Genomic DNA, 16,566 nt, shown 5'->3' with positions numbered 1-16,566 from the left:
GACTGAAGTTTGTTCTTTATTGAACGTACATTCCTGCGTATGCGTTCAATCGTGAACGAACTTCCGAGTCGCCCGTGCCCACCGCAACTAAGCCCCTGATGACCGACGCCGATGCGGCGCTGTTCCAACTGCTCCGGCAGCTGGACCTTGCCCCTGCCGCGTCCCAGCGGGCCACCGCGGCGGCGCTCGGGGTCAGTCTTGGCCGACTCAACGCCCAGATCAAGGACGCCATCGCGCGGGGCTTCATCCGCCTCGACCAGCGCGACAGCGCCGACCGGCGCCAGCGGGTCGCCTATGGCCTTACCGCGAAAGGGGCGGCGGAAAAGTCCCGGCTCACCGATCTCTTCCTCGCCCGCAAATTCGCAGAATACGACGCGCTCCACGCCGAGCTCACGGGCGCGTCCAGCAAGCTAGTCCCGAACCTCAACAGGATTTCTCCCATGCAAAGCAATTTGTCCCCCATCCCCGAACTGTTCGTGTCGTATGACAGCGCCCAGAAGCTGAAGACCGAGGCGGGCGAGCTGACCAGCCACGATCTGACCCCGCGCCAGATCTGCGACCTGGAACTCCTGATGAATGGCGGCTTCGCGCCGCTGAAGGGCTTCCTGGGCGAAGAGGATTACAACAGCGTGGTCGACACGATGCGGCTGGCCGACGGAACCCTCTGGCCCATGCCCATCACGCTGGACGTGTCCGAGAAATTCGCCGACGGCATCGAGCTGGGCCAGGACATCGCCCTGCGCGACCAGGAAGGCGTGATCCTCGCCACCATGACCGTCACCGACAAGTGGGTGCCCAACAAGGCGCACGAGGCCGAGAAGGTATTCGGCGCCGATGACGACGCGCACCCGGCCGTGAATTACCTGCACAACAAGGCCGGCGCCGTGTACCTGGGCGGCCCCGTCACCGGCATCCAGCAGCCCGTGCATTACGACTTCAAGGCCCGCCGCGACACCCCGAACGAGCTGCGCGCCTATTTCCGCAAGATGGGCTGGCGCCGCGTGGTGGCGTTCCAGACGCGCAACCCGCTGCACCGCGCCCACCAGGAGCTGACCTTCCGCGCCGCGCGCGAGGCGCAGGCCAACCTGCTGATCCACCCCGTCGTGGGCATGACCAAGCCCGGCGACGTCGATCACTTCACCCGCGTGCGCTGCTACGAGGCGGTGCTGGACAAGTACCCGGCCGCCACCACCACCATGTCGCTGCTGCCGCTGGCCATGCGGATGGCCGGCCCGCGCGAGGCTGTCTGGCACGGGCTGATCCGCAAGAACTATGGCTGCACCCACTTCATCGTCGGCCGCGACCACGCGGGCCCCGGCAAGAACTCGGCCGGTGACGACTTCTACGGCCCCTACGACGCCCAGGACCTGTTCCGCGAGCATCAGGACGAAATGGGCATCGAGATGGTCGACTTCAAACACATGGTCTACGTGCAGGAACGCGCCCAGTACGAGCCCGCGGACGAGATCGCGGACAAGGACAACGTCACCATCCTGAACATCTCGGGCACCGAGCTGCGCCGCCGCCTGCGCGAAGGCCTGGAAATCCCCGAGTGGTTCAGCTTCCCCGAGGTGGTGAAGGAACTGCGCCGCACGTCGCCGCCCCGTTCGCAGCAGGGCTTCACCGTCTTCTTCACCGGTTTCTCGGGCAGCGGCAAATCTACCATCGCGAACGCGCTGATGGTCAAGCTGATGGAGATGGGCGGCCGCCCGGTGACGCTGCTGGACGGCGACATCGTGCGCAAGAACCTCAGCTCCGAGCTGGGCTTCTCGAAGGAACACCGCGACCTGAACATCCGCCGCATCGGCTATGTCGCGTCCGAGATCACCAAGAACGGCGGTATCGCCATCTGCGCGCCCATCGCGCCCTATTCGGCCACCCGCCGGGCGGTGCGCGAGGACATCGAGGCCTTCGGCGCCTTCGTGGAAGTCCACGTCGCCACGTCGCTGGAGGAATGCGAGCGCCGCGACCGCAAGGGGCTCTACAAGCTGGCGCGCGAAGGCAAGATCAAGGAGTTCACCGGCATCTCGGACCCGTATGACGAGCCGAAGAACCCCGAGCTGCGGCTGGATACCGAAAGCGTGGATGTCGACAACTGCGCCCACCAGGTCCTGCTGAAGCTGGAAGCCATGGGCCTGATCGCCGCCTGAACCGGCCCGGGCCGGTGATCCCGCCGGCCCGATGAACGCCGCGGCGGCCTACGCTTCGTGGGCCGCCGCAAGCTTTTCGCGGTCGAACGTGACCCCGATGCCCGGCACGTCCGGCGCCACCGCCAGCCCGTCCTCCAGTGCCAGGGGGCGATGCGTGTAGCGGTCGATGGGAAAGCTGTGCGCCTCGAGCCAGCCCGCGTTGGGCTGGGCCGAAACGAGGCTCACGTGCAGTTCCTGCATCCCGTGGGAACAGGCCGGGATGCCATGCCGCTTGGCCAGCGCGGCGACCCGCAGCCACCCGGTGATCCCGCCGCAATTGCTGGCATCCGGCTGCACATAGCTCAGCCCCGCCTCGGCGAAGGCGTATTCGAACTCGTGGATCGTGTGCAGGTTCTCGCCCATGGCGAGCGGCATGCCCGTCTCGGCCGCGATGCGCCCGTATCCCTTGTAGTCGTCGGGGATCGTCGGCTCCTCGAACCACATGAGATCCAGCGGCTGGAACGCGCGCGCGGCGGCAATGGCCTCGTCCACGCTCAGGGCATAGTTGGCGTCGGCCATAAGCGGACGGTCCGGCCCCAGCATCGCGCGGATGGCGGTCAACCGCGCCACGTCGTCTTCCAGGTCCGGACGCCCGACCTTGATCTTGATGGCGGTGAAGCCGCGCGACAGGTAGCCCTCGGTCTGGCGCTGCAATTTCTCAAGCGTGAAATTCAGATCGATCCCGCCCGCGTAGGCATGGCAGCGGTCGGCGTGCCCGCCGGCCATCTGCAACAGCGATTGCCCGCTGCGCCGCCCCTTCGCATCCCACAGCGCGATATCCACGGCCGAGATCGCGAAGCTCGCCACCCCGCCGCGCGCGACGTAATGCATGTGCCATTGCATGGCATCATGCAGGGCCTCGGGGTCCGCGCCGTCCTGCCCGACGAGCCACGGCGCGAGATCGTGCTCGATCATCGCCAGGATGGAATGGCCGCCGCGCCCGCCGGTATAGGTGTAGCCCGTCCCTTCCGAGCCGTCGTCCAGCCGCACGGTCGCGGTGACCAGGTGGAAATGGCTGTGGGCGCCGTGCTTGGCGTCCTCCAGCACCTCGTCCAGCGGGATGTTGTACAGGCGGGCGTCGACCCCGGTGATCTTCGTCATGGCGGCCTCCCTCGCGCGTTCGGGGAAGCCTAGGCGCGCGGCGAACCGCGCACCAGAGCCGTTACCGCCCCGCCGTCAGGCCGCGTCGTCCAGTCCCCTGCCCTTCAGCAGCGCATCGACCCCGGGCATCCGCCCGCGAAACGCGACATAGGCCTCCTGCGCGTCCTGGCTGCCGCCGGCGCTGAGGATGTGACGTTCGAGCTTCTGCGCGGTCTCGGCGTCGAAGGGCCCGCCCGCTTCCTTGAAGGCGGCGAAGGCATCGGCGTCCATCACCTCGGACCACATGTAGCTGTAGTAGCCGGACGAATACCCGTCGCCCGAGAACACATGGGCGAAATGCGGGGTGGCGTGGCGCATGCCGATGGCGCGCGGCATCTCGATCCCGTCCAGCACCTCGGCCTGGAACGCCATGGGATCCTCGGGCGCCTCGCCGGCGTGGAACTCGAGATCGACCAGCGCCGAGCCCACGTATTCGACCGTGCTGAACCCCATGTCGTAGGTGTTCGCGGCCAACAGCCGGTCGAGCATCTCGCGCGGCATCGCCTCGCCCGTCTCGGCGTGGGTGGCGTATTTCTCGAGCACCTCGGGCACCTCCAGCCAATGCTCGTAAAGCTGACTGGGCAACTCCACGAAGTCCCGCGCCACGCTGGTGCCGCTGATCGACTCGTAGGTCACGTCGGACAGCATCTGGTGCAAGGCATGGCCGAACTCGTGAAACAGCGTGCGCGCATCGTCATAGCTCAGCAGCGCGGGTTTGCCCTTGGGCGGCTTGGCGAAGTTGCAGACATTCATCACGATGGGCCGGATGTCGCCCGTCAGCTTCTGCTGCGACCGCATGGCCGAACACCACGCACCCGACCGCTTCGACCCGCGCGCGAAATAGTCACCGAGGAAGATGGCCATGTGCCGCCCGTCGCGCGTGACCTCCCACGCGCGGACATCCGGGTGGTAAAGCGGCACGTCCACCGGCGCGAATTCCAGCCCGAACAGACGGTTGGCGCAATCCATCGCCGCCTCGATCATCCGGTCGAGTTGCAGGTAGGGCTTCAGCGCGCTGTCATCGAGATCGTGTTCCTCCGCGCGGCGCTTTTCCGAGTAATATCGCCAGTCCCAAGGCTCGAGCTCGCCGTTGACGCCATCATTGTGCATCATCGCGGACAGGCGCTGCTGGTCCTCGACCGCCTTGGCGCGCGCGGGCTCCCAGACCTTCATCAGCAGGTCACGCACCGCCTCGGGCGTGCCCGCCATCTCGGTCTCGAGCTTGAATTCGGCGAAGCTGTCATAGCCGAGCAATCCCGCCCGTTCCTCGCGCAGGGCAAGGATCTCGGCGGCGATGTCCCGGTTGTCGGTGGAACCGCCATTGGCGCCGCGCGCGGTCCAGGCGCTATGGGCGGCCTCGCGCAGGTCACGTCGGGACGAGAATTGCAGGAACGGCACGATCAGCGACCGCGACAGGGTGATGACCGGTCCCTTGCGGCCCTTCTCCTCGCCCGCGGCGCGCGCGGCCTCGACGAGCCACTCGGGCAGCCCGTCCAGGTCGTCCTCGCCCAGTTCCATCACCCATTCGCGTTCATCGGCCAGCAGGTTCTGGCTGAACTGGACGCCCAGCGCGCCCAGCCGTTGCATGACCTGCGCCAGTCGGTCCTTGGCGATGCCGTCCAGCTCGGCGCCGCGGCGCACGAAGGACCGGCGGGTCAGATACAGCAGGCGCGCCTGCTCGTCGGTCAGGTCCAGCGTGTCGCGGTCCTGCCACAGCGTCTCGATCCGCGCGAACAGCGCCGCGTTCGACGCGATTTCGGATCCGTAGGCCGACAGCTTGGGCGAAAATGCGCGGCTCAGCGCCTCGCGCCGGTCGTTCGCGTCGGTGCCCGCCAGCGTGTAGAATACGCCCAGCACGCGGCCCAGCGTCTCGTCCGCGCGCTCCAGCGCCTCGATCGTGTTGGCGAAGGTCGGGGCCGCGTCGCTGTCGGCGATGGCGGCCACGTTGGCGCGCGCCTCGTCCAGCGCGGCATCCACCGCCTCTTCGAAGTGATCGTCGGTGATGTCGCCGAAGGGCGGCATCTCGTACGGCGTGGTCCAATCTTGCAATAGGGGGTTCTTCACGTATCGGCTCCTGATCGGGGTCTGTGACAAGAGCTATGGTGCAACGCGCCGCTTGGCTACCCCGTCAGGGCTTGCGGTTCAGGTGCCGCTCGAGCCGTCTGAGCAGCAGCGACAGCCCGATGGTCATGGCGAGGTACAGGAACGCCACGACGTTGTAGGTCTCGAAATAGCGGAAATTGCCAGCGGCGGTGACCTTGCCCAGTTGCGTGATGTCCAGCACGCCCAGCACCGAGACGAGGCTGGAATCCTTGATCATCGCGATGAAGTCGTTGCCCAGCGGCGGCAGGATCGTCTTGATCGCCTGCGGCAGCACGATCAGCCGGAACCGCTGCCACGAGCTCAGCCCCAGCGCCTTGGCCGCTTCGATCTGGCCGGGATCGACGCTCAGCAATCCGGCGCGGAACACCTCGGCAATGAACGCGGAATAGCCGATCACCAGCGCGAGGATGGCCCGCCAGATCAGCGGAAAGTCACGGGTGCGCGCCTCGGGCAGGCCGATGAGGTTCCAAAGCTCGACCAGGAACGGCGCCAGCACGAAGGCCACGTAGAGCAGCAGCACGAGGATCGGGATGCCGCGAACGATCTCCACGTAGAAGCGCACGGCCTGCCGCACCACTAGCCAGCGCGCCGTCGATCCCAGCGCCAGCAGCAGGCCCAGCAGCGATGCCAGCGCGAAGCCCACGACCGTCACGAACAGCGTGATCGCCACACCCCGCGACAGGGTCGTCAGGACCTGCGAATACAGATCGTCCGAGACGATCCGCCACAGGAAATAAAGCCCGAGGGCAGAGGCGGCGACCAGCCACCACGGAAAGTCGCCGCGCGTTTGCACCTACTGGCCCAGGGGCGTGTCGATGAACCACTTCTGGTTCAGTGCCTCGATCGTCCCGTCCTCGCGCATGTCGGCGATGGCGGCGTTGATCGGCGCGACAAGGTCACTGCCCTTGGGGAAAATGAAGCCGAAATCCTCGGTCCCGAGCTTTTCGCCGATGATCTCGAGCGCACCGTTGGAGGCCGCGACGTAGCCCTGCCCGGCCGTGCCGTCGGTCAGAACCAGGTCGATATCGCCGATCCGCAGGGCCTGCACCGCCGCACCGAAGGTCTCGAACAGGCGCATGCGGGGGTTCTGCTCGTACCCGTCCAGCACCTCGTAAATGCCCACGTAGAAGGGCGTGGTGCCCGGCTGGGTGCCGATCAGCAGGTCCTCGTTCGCGGCGAATTCCTCGGCCGAGGAAAACCGATCCTCGCCCGCGGCCACCAGCATCACCATTTCCGAGCGCATGTAGGGATCCGAGAAATCCACCACCTCGGCCCGGTCGTCGCGGATGGTGATCCCGGTCATGCCCATGTCGTACTGCGCGTTCGAGATGGCCGGGATCATCGCGTCCCAGCTCGTGTTCTCGTAGCTGACGTCGATGTTGATGCGCTCGGCGATCTCGGCCATCGCGTCGTATTCCCAGCCCACCGCCTCGCCCGTGCTGGGCTTGATGTATTGCAGCGGCGGATAGGCGTTTTCGGTCACGACGACGACTTCGCGCCCGTCCAGGTCAGGCAGGTGCGACTCGGCAAGGGCGGGGATGGCGAGCACGCCAAGGGCGGCGGCAAGAATCACGGATTTCATGGGCGTTCTCCTGAATGGCATTGGGCGATCAGACCGCGCATGGCGGTGGGCTGCAACCCCGCCGCGCGCCGATCACGTCTTGCCGCAAACGGCGCAGTCGGCCCGTCGCGACAGGGTGATCGTCCGGTTCTCGGCATAAAGCGCGTCGTGGATCGCCATGCGCCCGCGCAGGGGCTCGCCCGCGCCGGTCAACACCTTCACCGCTTCGGACGCCATCATCGACCCGATGATCCCCGGCAGTGGACCCAGCACGCCCGCCTCGGCGCAGGTGGCCGACTGTCCCGGCGCCGGCGCCTTGGGAAAAATGCACGCATAACAGGGCACAGCGCCGCGCCCTTCGAACACCGACACCTGCCCCTCCCACGGGGACAGGGCGCCCGAGACCAACGGCACGCCCGCCGCGACGCAGGCCGCGTTGACGGCCTGCCGCGTCCGGAAATCATCGCAGCCTTCCAGCACGATATCGTAGTCGGCGACAAGATCACCGGCGATGTCCGCATCCAGGCGCCGGTGATACGGCTTCACCTCGACAAACGGATTAACCGCCTTCATCGCGGCCTCGGCCGAGAACACCTTGGGCATCCCGATCCGCGCGTCGGCGTGGATCACCTGGCGTTGCAGGTTGGTGGCCTCGACGTGGTCGTCGTCGATGACCCCGATGGTGCCCACGCCCGCGGCCGCAAGGTACAGCATCGCCGGGCTGCCAAGACCACCCGCGCCGACCACCAGCACCCGCGCCTGTTTCAGCCGCTTCTGTCCCGTGCCGCCGATCTCGCGCAGCACCACGTGGCGGGCGTAGCGATCCAGCTCGCCCGGGGCGAAGGTGCCGGTGGGCTGCTCTTTCGGGCGGTTCTCGGGCCGTACACGCTTGCGCAGACGACGTAGACCCAACCCGTAGGCCGCGACCAGCGCGCCGATGCCGCCCACCACCAGCCATTCGCCGGTGGAGCCGCCCAGCAGTTGACGAAGCGGCCCGGGAATCAGCGTCAGCGCCAGCACGGTGACGTAAAGCAGGCCCAGCAGCAGAAGGCGCGGCTGCGTCGGCCATCCCTTGCGCCCGGTCCACCACCACAGCGCGCCCGCGATGATCAGGACGATGAGCATCAGTCGACCCCTGTGGATCCGAAGCCGCCCGTGCCGCGATCGGTGTCGTCGAGGCTTTCGGTCCCGGTGAAGGCGGCCTGCACCACCGGCGCCACCACCGCCTGCGCGATCCGCATGCCGTGGGTGATCGTGACCGGCGTGGCCCCGAGGTTGACCATCAGCACGCCGACCTCGCCCCGGTAATCGGCATCGACGGTGCCGGGCGTGTTCAGCAGCGTCAGGCCGTGCCGCAGGGCGAGGCCCGAGCGGGGGCGGATCTGCATTTCGAACCCGTCGGGCAGCGCGACGGCCAGCCCGGTGGGCACGAGCGCGCGCTCCATGGGGCCAAGGCTCAGCCCCTCGTCGCGCGCCGCGGCCGGGAAGTTGGCGCGCAGGTCGGCACCCGCCGCACCGGCGCTGGCGTAATCGGGCAGCGCGATGGCGGGGTCTGCGGTGTCGAGCCGCCGTATCCTGACGTCGATCCTGTTGGTCATTCCGCCGCCGACCCTTGCGCCTGGCCGGCAGAGAGGTGGTCCGCGATGCGCTGCGCCAGCTTCCGCGCCACGGCTGCCTTGCTGTCGCGCGGCCAGGCCTCGGCGCCGTCCGCCGAGATCAGGGTCACCGCGTTCTCGGTCCCGCCCATGATCCCCGTGCCCTCGGACACGTCGTTGGCGACGATCCAGTCGCAGCCCTTGCGCAGGCGCTTGGCGGTGGCGTGTTCGATCACGTTCTCCGTCTCGGCCGCGAAGCCCACCACGAGCGACGGTCGATCCGCGCCCTTGGCGGACACGGCGGCCAGGATGTCTGGGTTCTCGGCCAGCGCCAGTTGGGGCAGACCGGCGGGGCCCTTCTTCATCTTCTGCGCGGCGGCGCCGGTGACGCGCCAGTCGGCCACGGCGGCGGCGAAGACGGCCGCGTCCGCGGGCAGCGCGGTCTCGACCGCGTCGAGCATCTGCTGCGCCGTTTCCACGGCGATCACGTCGACACCCTGTGGCGGCGCGGCTGTCGCGGGCCCGGTGACGAAGCTGACCCGCGCGCCCAGATCCCGCAGCGCGGCGGCGATGGCGCTGCCCTGCGCGCCCGAGGACCGGTTGGCGATGTAGCGGACCGGGTCGATGGGCTCGTGCGTCGGGCCCGAGGTGACGATCACGTGCCGCCCCGACAGCGGCCCGCCGCCCAGGCGCGTCTCGATCGCCGCGATGATCTCGGGGACCTCGGCCATGCGCCCGGGGCCGTATTCGCCGCAGGCCATGCCGCCGGCGTTCGGGCCGACGCGGGCGATACCGTCCGAGGTCAACGTGGCCAGGTTGCGCCGGGTGGCCGGATGCTCCCACATCCGCACGTTCATGGCCGGCGCGACCAGGACCGGCGTGTCGGTGGCCAGCAGCAGGGTCGATGCGAGGTCGTCCGCGTGCCCCTGCGCCATCTTCGCCATCAGGTCGGCGGTGGCGGGCGCGACGACCACCAGGTCGGCCACGCGGCTCAGCTGGATATGCCCCATCTCGGCCTCGTCGGTGAGGTCCCACAGGTCGGAATAGACCTTGCGCCCGGCCAGCGCGCTGATCGACAGGGGCGTGACGAATTCCGCGCCCGCCCGGGTCAGCACCGGCGTGACCTCGGCGCCCCGGTCGCGCAGGCGGCGGATCAGGTCGAGCGTCTTGTAGGCGGCGATTCCGCCACCCACGATCAGGAGAATGTGCTTGCCGTCCAGCATGTCGGCGTGACCCTAGGCCGGGGGGGCGATGGCGTCCAGCCGCTCAGCGCAGCGCATCGCAGGGATCGCCGCGATGGGACAGGTCCACCGCGAAGGACAGGCGCGTGTCGAAGGGCATGGCCTCGTCATCCGGCAGGACCTGCCCGATGGCGTGCACCGTGACGTCCGGATCGGCCGCCCGCAGGTACGCGGGCACCCCCCAGTCGGTCCGCGCGTGGCCGTTGCCGGTGATGACCGCGACCGGACCGCCGGTCTCGTCCAGCGCGGTCAGCGCCGTGCGCGCCAGCACAGCGTCGCGCAGACGCTGCACCTCGACCATGCCGGGAAGCATCTCGGGCGGCATCAGCCCGCAATGGGCGCGGTCCTGCAGATCCTCGCGCAGCGTCTGCTCTTCCAGCGGCAGATCCAGATCCAGCAGGAACCGCTCCGCCCCGTCGCCGAAGACCGCCGCCGCCCCCTGGGACACTGCGCGCGAAAGGTCATCGCGCGGGACTTCGGCCCCGTAGATGCGCGCCTCGCCGACCGCGGTAAAGATCGGGTGGTAGCTCGGAAAATCGGGCCAGCCCCGTTCTTCCCACGCCAACGCATCGCCCAGCGTCCCGGCGTCCGCCCCGCGCATGTTTTCGGCGATGTCGGCAAGCTCGGGCGGGAGCATCTCGAACACGACCGCCGCCGGTGCCATGCGGGCCACCCACGCGGCCTGGTTGTCATGGTGCAGCGCGATATCGTGCAGCTCGCCCATGACCACGATATCCGCCTCCAGCGGCACATCCGGCGCGTCCTGCGCCTGCGCCGCCGCAACGGAAAAGGCCGCCCCGAGGAACAGGGCGGCCCAAATCGAACGTGTAGCGTTCACGCGAGGAAGTGACGCACTTCGGCGGACTGGGTCTCGAGCGACTTGCGCATCTTCTGGAACGCCGCCGCTTCGAGTTGGCGAACCCGTTCCTTCGACAGGCCCAGCTCGGTCCCGAGGCTTTCCAGCGTGCGGGCCTGGTCGCGCAGCTTGCGTTCGCGGACAATGAACTGCTCGCGCTCGTTCAGCTGGCCCATGGCGTCCACCAGCCATTCGCGCAGGGTGTCGATGTCCTTGCGGTGGCTGACGGTCTCGTCGGCCTGGGCGCTGTCGTCTTCCAGCGCGTCGATCCACTGGCGGCCCTCGTCCTCGGTCGACTGGGTCGCGTTCAGCGAGAAGTCGGACCCGGCCAGGCGGCCTTCCATCATCTCGACGTCGTGCAGCGGGACACCGACCTCGACCGAGATCATGTGGCGCATCTGGTGGCGATCCAGCGGTTCGCCCCGGGCCGCGGCCTCGCGCTCAAGCCGGGCCTGCACGCGACGCAGGTTGAAGAAGAGCGACTTCTGGCTGCTGGTCGACCCCGTCCGCACCATGGACCAGTTGCGCATCACATAGTCCTGGATCGACGCCTTGATCCACCAGACGGCGTAGGTCGAGAAGCGCACGCCCCGGTCGGGATCGAACTTGTCAGCAGCTTTCATGAGGCCGAGACCGGCCTCCTGAATGAGGTCGTTCATCGGCGCGCCGTAGCGGCGGAACTTGGCGGCCATCGAAATGGCGAGGCGCATGTAGGCGGTAATCAGGCGGTGCAGGGCGGCTTCATCCCGCTCGTCCCGCCACGCGTAGGCGAGCTTCAGCTCGGTCTCGGCGTCCAGCAGCTCGGCTTGCATCGCGCGGCGCGAAAGTGTCTGGTCGGAAAAGCCATCGAATGCCATTCATCAATCTCCCAGTGGTCTTCGTCCTTGGCTGGGCATGTGCGAACGGTGCATTGGTTATCTTTTCACATAGCCCTATGATCTCCAGACGCCGCGTCACGAAGAAAGTTCCGTTTTTTTGTTGCCAAGACTCACTTTCATTCTAGGCGGGGCGGCCTCGGGTAAGTCCAACTATGCGGAAACATTGGCAAAAGGGTGCGACATTCTGCGCATCTACATGGCCACCGCACAGGCCTTCGACGACGAGATGACGCAAAAGATCGCCCGTCACCGTGCCGCGCGCGCCGGCGACGGGTGGCAGACGATCGAGGCCCCGCTGGACCTGCCCTCCGCGCTGTCCGAAACCCCGCCGGGCGCGCTGGTCCTCGTGGATTGCCTGACCCTGTGGCTGTCGAACGTCCTCCTGGCCGAGCGGGACGAGGCGGCGGATTGCGACGCGCTGATGGCCGCGCTGTCCGCACATCCGGGACCGCTGATCGTCGTGTCGAACGAGACCGGGCAGGGCATCGTCCCCGACACCCCGCTGGGCCGCCGGTTCCGCAACGCCCAGGGCCGTCTGAACCAGCGTGTCGCGGCCGAGGCCGACCTGGCCGTCCTCGTGGCCGCGGGGCTGCCGCTGGTGCTGAAGGGAGCGGTTCCGTGAGCGTGCTGTGGTGGATCCGGCACGGTCCCACCCACGCCAAGGGCATGGTGGGCTGGACCGACCTGCCCGCTGACCTTTCGGACGCCAACAGGCTGAAACGGCTGGCCGAAACGCTGCCGGACGCGCCCGTGATCTCTTCCACGCTGGACCGCGCGCGCGCCACCGCCGACGCGATCCAGGGCAACCGCCCGCGCCTGCCCGACGACCCGGACCTGCGCGAGATCCATTTCGGCGATTGGGAGATGCGGACGCATGACGACGTGTCCGCCGAGGATCCCGACCGCATCCGCGCCTTCTGGGACCAGCCCGGCGACAACCGCCCGCCCGGCGGCGAAAGCTGGCACGACCTTCAGGCGCGGGTGGATGCCGCCGCCGACCGGCTGCTGGCGCGGGGCGGCGACGTGATCGTGGTGGCCCATTTCGGCGCGATCCTGACGCAGTACCAGCGTGTCGCCCGGCTGCGGACCACGGACGCCTTCGCCCAGCGGATCGAGAACCTGTCCCTGTCGCGGTTCCGCTATGCCGATCCGGCCGAGGTCCAGGCGATCAATCACCACCCGTGACGTCCCCGCGCACCATTGGGAATTTGCGCGGCGCGATCGCCCGGCCCTAAGCTCGCCCCATGACACACACGCTTTTCCTGGCCGATCCCGGCTTTTCCTCCTGGTCCATGCGCGTGGGCCTTCTGGCGTTCCGCTTCGACCTGCCGATCGACATCCGCTGGCTCGAGATCTACGGCACGCCGCCGCTTGCGCAGCAGATCGGCCACCCCCCGGCCCGCACGGTGCCGTTCCTGCTCTGCGATGACGGGGCCGAGGTGGCCGAGTCGCTGGCCATCGCCGAGGAACTGGCGGCACGGTTGCCCGACCAGCCCCTGTGGCCCGCGGATCCGAAGCGGCGCGCGCTGGCGCGCAGCCTCGCGGCCGAGATGCACGCGGGCTTCGCCGCGCTGCGGTCGCACTGCCCGATGTGCCTGCGCACGGCCTATGCCGAGGTCGAGGTGCCCGAGAAAGTGGCCGCAGACCTCGCGCGGCTCGACGTGATCTGGTCGGACGCGCTCGCGCGGTCGGGCGGCCCCTGGCTGGCGGGCGACTATTCCATCGCGGACGCGTTCTTCGCGCCGGTCGCGGCGCGGATCGCCGGCTACAGCCTGCCGGTCGGGGGAACGGCACGCGCCTATGTCGACGCCCACCTGGCCGAGCCGGCCTTCCGGCGCTGGCGGCAACTGGGGCTCGAGCGGGGCGCCGCGCTCGAAGACAGCGTCTATCGCCAAACCTGGCCGCGGATCGACTGGCCCGCGGCCTGAGCGCCCTTGGACGTTAACCTTTCATCAACCGCCCCCCGCCATGGTTAACCTCGGTTAACGGGAAAGGGGTGCGATGGTCGCCAGCGCCTTCACGGTGGCGTTCGAAGGGATCGAGGCCCGCCTGGTCGAGGTGCAGTGCGCCGTGGCGCCCGGTCTGCCGGCCTTTTCGGTCGTGGGCCTGCCCGACAAGGCGGTGTCCGAGGCGCGCGACCGGGTGCGCGCCGCGTTGGAGACCATGTCCATCGCGCTGCCGCCCAACCGGATCGTCATCAACCTGGCCCCCGCCGACCTGCCCAAGGAAGGCAGCCATTTCGATCTGCCCATCGCGCTCGCCATCCTCGCGGCACTGGACGTGGTGCCGCGCGATACCGTGGCCGAGACGGTCGCCCTGGGCGAGCTGTCGCTGGATGGCCGCCTGACCGCCGTGGTCGGCGCGCTGCCCGCCGCCATGGCCGCGGCCGAATGCGACCGCACGCTGCTTTGCCCCGCCCCCTGCGGCGCCGAGGCGGCGTGGGTCGGCGCCACGACGGTCATCGCGCCACCGACGCTGGCCGCCGCGATCCAGCACCTGACCGGCCAATCCCCGCTGAACCCGGCCGAGCCGGGCGAGGTCACCGACGGCCCCGCCCTGCGCGACCTGTCCGACATGAAGGGCCAGGAACGGGCCAAGCGCGCGCTGGAAATCGCGGCCGCCGGGCGACACCACCTGATGATGGTCGGCACGCCCGGATCGGGCAAGTCGATGCTGGCCCAGCGGCTGTCGGGAATCCTGCCGCCGCTGACCCCGGCCGAGGCGCTGGAGACGTCGATGATCCATTCGCTGGCGGGCCTTATCAGCGATGGCGGCATCAGCCGCACCCGCCCCTTCATGGAGCCGCACCACACCGCGTCCATGCCCGCTATCGTGGGCGGCGGGAAGGGTGCGAAGCCCGGGCAGATCAGCCTCGCCCATAACGGGGTTCTGTTCATGGACGAGTTCCCCGAATTCGCCGGTATTATGGAGCAAACTCACCATATGTGATGATGTTTATCGCTATAAATCATACCCCTTCAAGTCGATAAACATGATGGGCTCTTGGCGCTCTCGGTTCTCGTCTGTGTCAAGCATACGAAAACCACATCTTTCATAAAATGCTATGGATGGGCGCTTTGCATCGACGACAACAAAGCGGCATCCTGCGATTTTTGCTACTTCCGCTGTGGTCTTGCCCCCGTTTCAACGGACACTCAGGCGGTTGCAGTTTGAGCTGCGATGAACTCGCGAGGCGAGCGCATCTTCAGCCCTGAGTGCGGGTGGTTGTTGTTGTAGTCCTCGATCCACCCAGCGATCAATCCGAGGACTGTGGCGGCGTCCGGCAACGGCGTTACGTGGACGTAGTCGCGCTTCAGCGTCTTCACGAACGCCTCGGCGATGCCATTGCTCTGCGGGCTCTTCACCGGCGTGTAGCAGGGCCTCAGGCCGAGCTGGTGTGCGAAGATGCGCGTGTCCCGGGCGATGTAACAGGAGCCGTTGTCGCTCAGCATCTCGACAGGATGCGGGGTCCGGTAAACCCCGAACCGCCGCTCGACCGCCTCCAGCATCATGTCGCGGACGTCCGATCCGCTGATGCCGGCGTTCACGACAGCCCGCCAGGAGATGATCTCCCGATCGTGCGCGTCGATGATGAAGGCGCCACGCACGACATCACCGTTCCAGCAGATGAACTCGAAGCCGTCCGAGCACCAGCGAATGTTCGAGCGCATCGTGACCACCTTGCCTTCGTGGGTCAGCTCTGGTCGTTCGGTGTATTTCCGAGCCAGGAGGAGGTTGTGCGCCTTCATGATGCGGTAGACACGCTTGTGGTTCACGGGCCCGGTCCCTTGCGCCCGGAGCTGCCGGTTCAGGAGCGCGGTGATCCGGCGATAGCCGTATGTGGGGCGCGCCGCCACCAGCGTCGTGATCAACGGCAGGACCGCCGCGTCTTGCGCCTTATGGTAGCGCCGCCGCGGCTTCGCGCTCCCGTTCAGCCGGGCGTGCAGGTTCGAACGGGAGACGCCCAGGGTCTCGGCCACGACCGTCACCGGGAACCGTCCTTCGGCTGCGACTGCGCGAGCCACGTCCGTTTTTTTGAGCGGGTCTTGTCCAGCGCCTCCTTGAGGATCTCGACCTCCAGCGTCTTGCGGCCAAGCTGCCGCTCAAGCTCCCGGATGCGCTCCTCCATCTGCCGGACAGCGCGATTGCTGGTCACGTCGTCATCCTCGGACACGGCCACGGCTCCTCCATCCAGCATCAGGCGTCGCCAACGATACAGAAGGTTCGGCGCAACGCCATTGCGGCGGGCCACGACAGAGATGCTGGTGCCTTCCTCCAGCGTCTCCTCGACGATCCGCATCTTTTCACTCGCGGACCAGCGGCGCCGACGGCCGCCATCGGTGATGATCTCTATCTCAGACATAAGCACGTGCTCAGGCATATGCCTAAGCCTCCATGGTTATGCCCAAGTGTCCGGTCGAAATGGGGGCCAGTTCACGCTGATAGCCCTAGCGACAAGTCAACCAGCTCTCGCCCCAACCCGAACTTCCGGAACTCTTTATGCACGGCCAAACGAGCGATCTTCATCGCGGGGTAGTGCTGATAGCGGTACTGAGCGCCCTCTAGATCGGCCATATCTGGCTTCTCAGCCTGGATTTCGCCGCAAACCAAGGTGACGTAGGCCCGAACCTTTGCGTCCCTCACAAACACGTAGGTCTTCGCAAGAAGCTGCTCAGAGTAGCCCTTGGAGTCTCTTGTGAGGAAGGTTTTGAGGGGCTGATACTGCTGATCACCCAAAGAAAACCCGGCGAAGCTATCGCCGGGTTCAAGCATTTTTAGTTCGAATTCGACTTCCTCAGCCAGCGATCTTCTCTTCTCTGGGGTAAGATTTGAAGCTGACCTTTCCGCCTTCCTTGAACTTCTTGGTGAGTTCTAGGCCGCGAGCAACGCTCTCTTTTGCCGTCTTGGTCGGCCGCCCGTATTTGACTTGGCGAGAAAACTTCTCTGCGTCGTCATTCGTGAGCGTCACGCGGCCAAAAGCATGCGACTTTATGGCCATCGTG

General features: G+C 67.4%; 16 protein-coding genes and 1 pseudogene. 5 read left to right on the top strand and 12 right to left on the bottom strand.

The features are described from left to right. The first annotated feature begins 98 nt into the window (after positions 1–98). On the top strand, positions 99–2,150 hold the full coding sequence (locus tag BUB76_RS06970; protein WP_139250803.1) for a bifunctional sulfate adenylyltransferase/adenylylsulfate kinase: 2,052 nt from the start codon (positions 99–101) through the stop codon (positions 2,148–2,150). A 48-nt stretch (positions 2,151–2,198) separates the two neighbouring features. Here BUB76_RS06970 and BUB76_RS06965 read toward each other — a convergent pair whose 3' ends face one another. From BUB76_RS06965 to BUB76_RS06925, 9 genes are all read right to left on the bottom strand, one after another. Further along, positions 2,199–3,290: a mandelate racemase/muconate lactonizing enzyme family protein gene (locus BUB76_RS06965; protein WP_073128027.1), complete on the bottom strand. Its 1,092-nt coding sequence runs from the start codon at positions 3,288–3,290 to the stop codon at positions 2,199–2,201. Between the two features lie 75 nt (positions 3,291–3,365). Continuing rightward, entirely contained in the window at positions 3,366–5,393 is a 2,028-nt protein-coding gene (locus tag BUB76_RS06960; protein ID WP_073128026.1) for a M3 family metallopeptidase, read from the bottom strand. Positions 5,394–5,457: 64 nt separating this feature from the next. After that, complete coding sequence (locus BUB76_RS06955) at positions 5,458–6,225, bottom strand: amino acid ABC transporter permease (RefSeq protein ID WP_073128025.1); 768 nt, start codon at positions 6,223–6,225, stop codon at positions 5,458–5,460. Continuing rightward, the gene (locus tag BUB76_RS06950; protein WP_175550275.1) at positions 6,226–7,014 is read right to left on the bottom strand and encodes a transporter substrate-binding domain-containing protein; all 789 of its coding nucleotides are present in this window, start codon (positions 7,012–7,014) and stop codon (positions 6,226–6,228) included. It abuts the gene before it with no gap. 72 nt (positions 7,015–7,086) lie between these two features. Beyond that, positions 7,087–8,118, bottom strand: a complete 1,032-nt coding sequence (locus tag BUB76_RS06945; protein ID WP_073128023.1) for a HesA/MoeB/ThiF family protein — start codon at positions 8,116–8,118, stop codon at positions 7,087–7,089. Further along, positions 8,118–8,591 (bottom strand): dUTP diphosphatase, encoded by a 474-nt coding sequence (dut, locus tag BUB76_RS06940; RefSeq protein ID WP_073128022.1) that lies wholly within the window; start codon positions 8,589–8,591, stop codon positions 8,118–8,120. The genes BUB76_RS06945 and dut overlap by 1 nt, the downstream gene beginning before the upstream one ends. Further along, positions 8,588–9,811, bottom strand: coding sequence for a bifunctional phosphopantothenoylcysteine decarboxylase/phosphopantothenate--cysteine ligase CoaBC (gene coaBC, locus BUB76_RS06935; protein WP_073128021.1), 1,224 nt, complete (start codon positions 9,809–9,811; stop codon positions 8,588–8,590). Before coaBC ends, dut begins: the two co-directional genes overlap by 4 nt. Before the next feature lie 43 nt (positions 9,812–9,854). After that, positions 9,855–10,667, bottom strand: coding sequence for a ChaN family lipoprotein (locus tag BUB76_RS06930; protein WP_073128020.1), 813 nt, complete (start codon positions 10,665–10,667; stop codon positions 9,855–9,857). Continuing rightward, complete coding sequence (locus tag BUB76_RS06925) at positions 10,664–11,542, bottom strand: RNA polymerase factor sigma-32 (protein WP_073128019.1); 879 nt, start codon at positions 11,540–11,542, stop codon at positions 10,664–10,666. Before BUB76_RS06925 ends, BUB76_RS06930 begins: the two co-directional genes overlap by 4 nt. Positions 11,543–11,660: 118 nt before the next feature. Between BUB76_RS06925 and cobU the strand changes: the two genes are divergently transcribed. The 4 genes and pseudogenes from cobU to BUB76_RS06905 all read left to right on the top strand — a co-directional run. After that, positions 11,661–12,185, top strand: coding sequence for a bifunctional adenosylcobinamide kinase/adenosylcobinamide-phosphate guanylyltransferase (cobU, locus tag BUB76_RS06920; RefSeq protein ID WP_175550274.1), 525 nt, complete (start codon positions 11,661–11,663; stop codon positions 12,183–12,185). Continuing rightward, entirely contained in the window at positions 12,182–12,748 is a 567-nt protein-coding gene (locus BUB76_RS06915; protein WP_073128017.1) for a histidine phosphatase family protein, read from the top strand. Before cobU ends, BUB76_RS06915 begins: the two co-directional genes overlap by 4 nt. Positions 12,749–12,807: 59 nt before the next feature. Next, positions 12,808–13,491 carry a glutathione S-transferase gene (locus BUB76_RS06910; protein ID WP_073128016.1) on the top strand — a complete coding sequence of 228 codons (684 nt, stop codon included), beginning with the start codon at positions 12,808–12,810 and terminating at the stop codon, positions 13,489–13,491. A 73-nt stretch (positions 13,492–13,564) separates the two neighbouring features. Beyond that, a pseudogene (locus tag BUB76_RS06905) lies at positions 13,565–14,500 on the top strand (YifB family Mg chelatase-like AAA ATPase); the annotation flags it as partial. Positions 14,501–14,718: 218 nt separating this feature from the next. Here the strand turns inward: BUB76_RS06905 and BUB76_RS06900 are convergent. From BUB76_RS06900 to BUB76_RS06885, 3 genes are all read right to left on the bottom strand, one after another. Beyond that, positions 14,719–15,944 (bottom strand): IS3 family transposase gene (locus BUB76_RS06900; RefSeq protein ID WP_139250802.1). Its coding sequence is split into 2 segments (ribosomal slippage): positions 14,719–15,602 and positions 15,602–15,944, totalling 1,227 coding nucleotides; the frame shifts between segments, so codons are not numbered across the junction. 53 nt (positions 15,945–15,997) lie between these two features. After that, entirely contained in the window at positions 15,998–16,336 is a 339-nt protein-coding gene (locus BUB76_RS06890) for a GNAT family N-acetyltransferase (protein WP_073128012.1), read from the bottom strand. 22 nt (positions 16,337–16,358) lie between these two features. Beyond that, complete coding sequence (locus tag BUB76_RS06885) at positions 16,359–16,562, bottom strand: hypothetical protein (RefSeq protein WP_073128011.1); 204 nt, start codon at positions 16,560–16,562, stop codon at positions 16,359–16,361. Between the last annotated feature and the right edge of the window lie 4 nt (positions 16,563–16,566).

This window comes from Palleronia salina, assembly GCF_900141995.1.
Taxonomy (GTDB): Bacteria; Pseudomonadota; Alphaproteobacteria; order Rhodobacterales; family Rhodobacteraceae; genus Palleronia; species Palleronia salina.
The sequence above is the reverse complement of the archived record's forward strand: the minus strand, read 5'-3'. Positions and strand labels throughout refer to the sequence as shown.

What these genes read in the sequence shown, in the direction of transcription:
- BUB76_RS06970 (WP_139250803.1), top strand. Translation starts at nt 99, where the DNA reads ATGACCGACGCCGATGCGGCGCTGTTCCAACTGCTCCGGCAGCTGGAC.
- BUB76_RS06965 (WP_073128027.1), bottom strand. Translation starts at nt 3,290, where the DNA reads ATGACGAAGATCACCGGGGTCGACGCCCGCCTGTACAACATCCCGCTG.
- BUB76_RS06950 (WP_175550275.1), bottom strand. Translation starts at nt 7,014, where the DNA reads ATGAAATCCGTGATTCTTGCCGCCGCCCTTGGCGTGCTCGCCATCCCC.
- BUB76_RS06945 (WP_073128023.1), bottom strand. Translation starts at nt 8,118, where the DNA reads ATGCTCATCGTCCTGATCATCGCGGGCGCGCTGTGGTGGTGGACCGGG.
- dut (WP_073128022.1), bottom strand. Translation starts at nt 8,591, where the DNA reads ATGACCAACAGGATCGACGTCAGGATACGGCGGCTCGACACCGCAGAC.
- coaBC (WP_073128021.1), bottom strand. Translation starts at nt 9,811, where the DNA reads ATGCTGGACGGCAAGCACATTCTCCTGATCGTGGGTGGCGGAATCGCC.
- BUB76_RS06925 (WP_073128019.1), bottom strand. Translation starts at nt 11,542, where the DNA reads ATGGCATTCGATGGCTTTTCCGACCAGACACTTTCGCGCCGCGCGATG.
- BUB76_RS06910 (WP_073128016.1), top strand. Translation starts at nt 12,808, where the DNA reads ATGACACACACGCTTTTCCTGGCCGATCCCGGCTTTTCCTCCTGGTCC.
- BUB76_RS06890 (WP_073128012.1), bottom strand. Translation starts at nt 16,336, where the DNA reads ATGCTTGAACCCGGCGATAGCTTCGCCGGGTTTTCTTTGGGTGATCAG.
- BUB76_RS06885 (WP_073128011.1), bottom strand. Translation starts at nt 16,562, where the DNA reads ATGGCCATAAAGTCGCATGCTTTTGGCCGCGTGACGCTCACGAATGAC.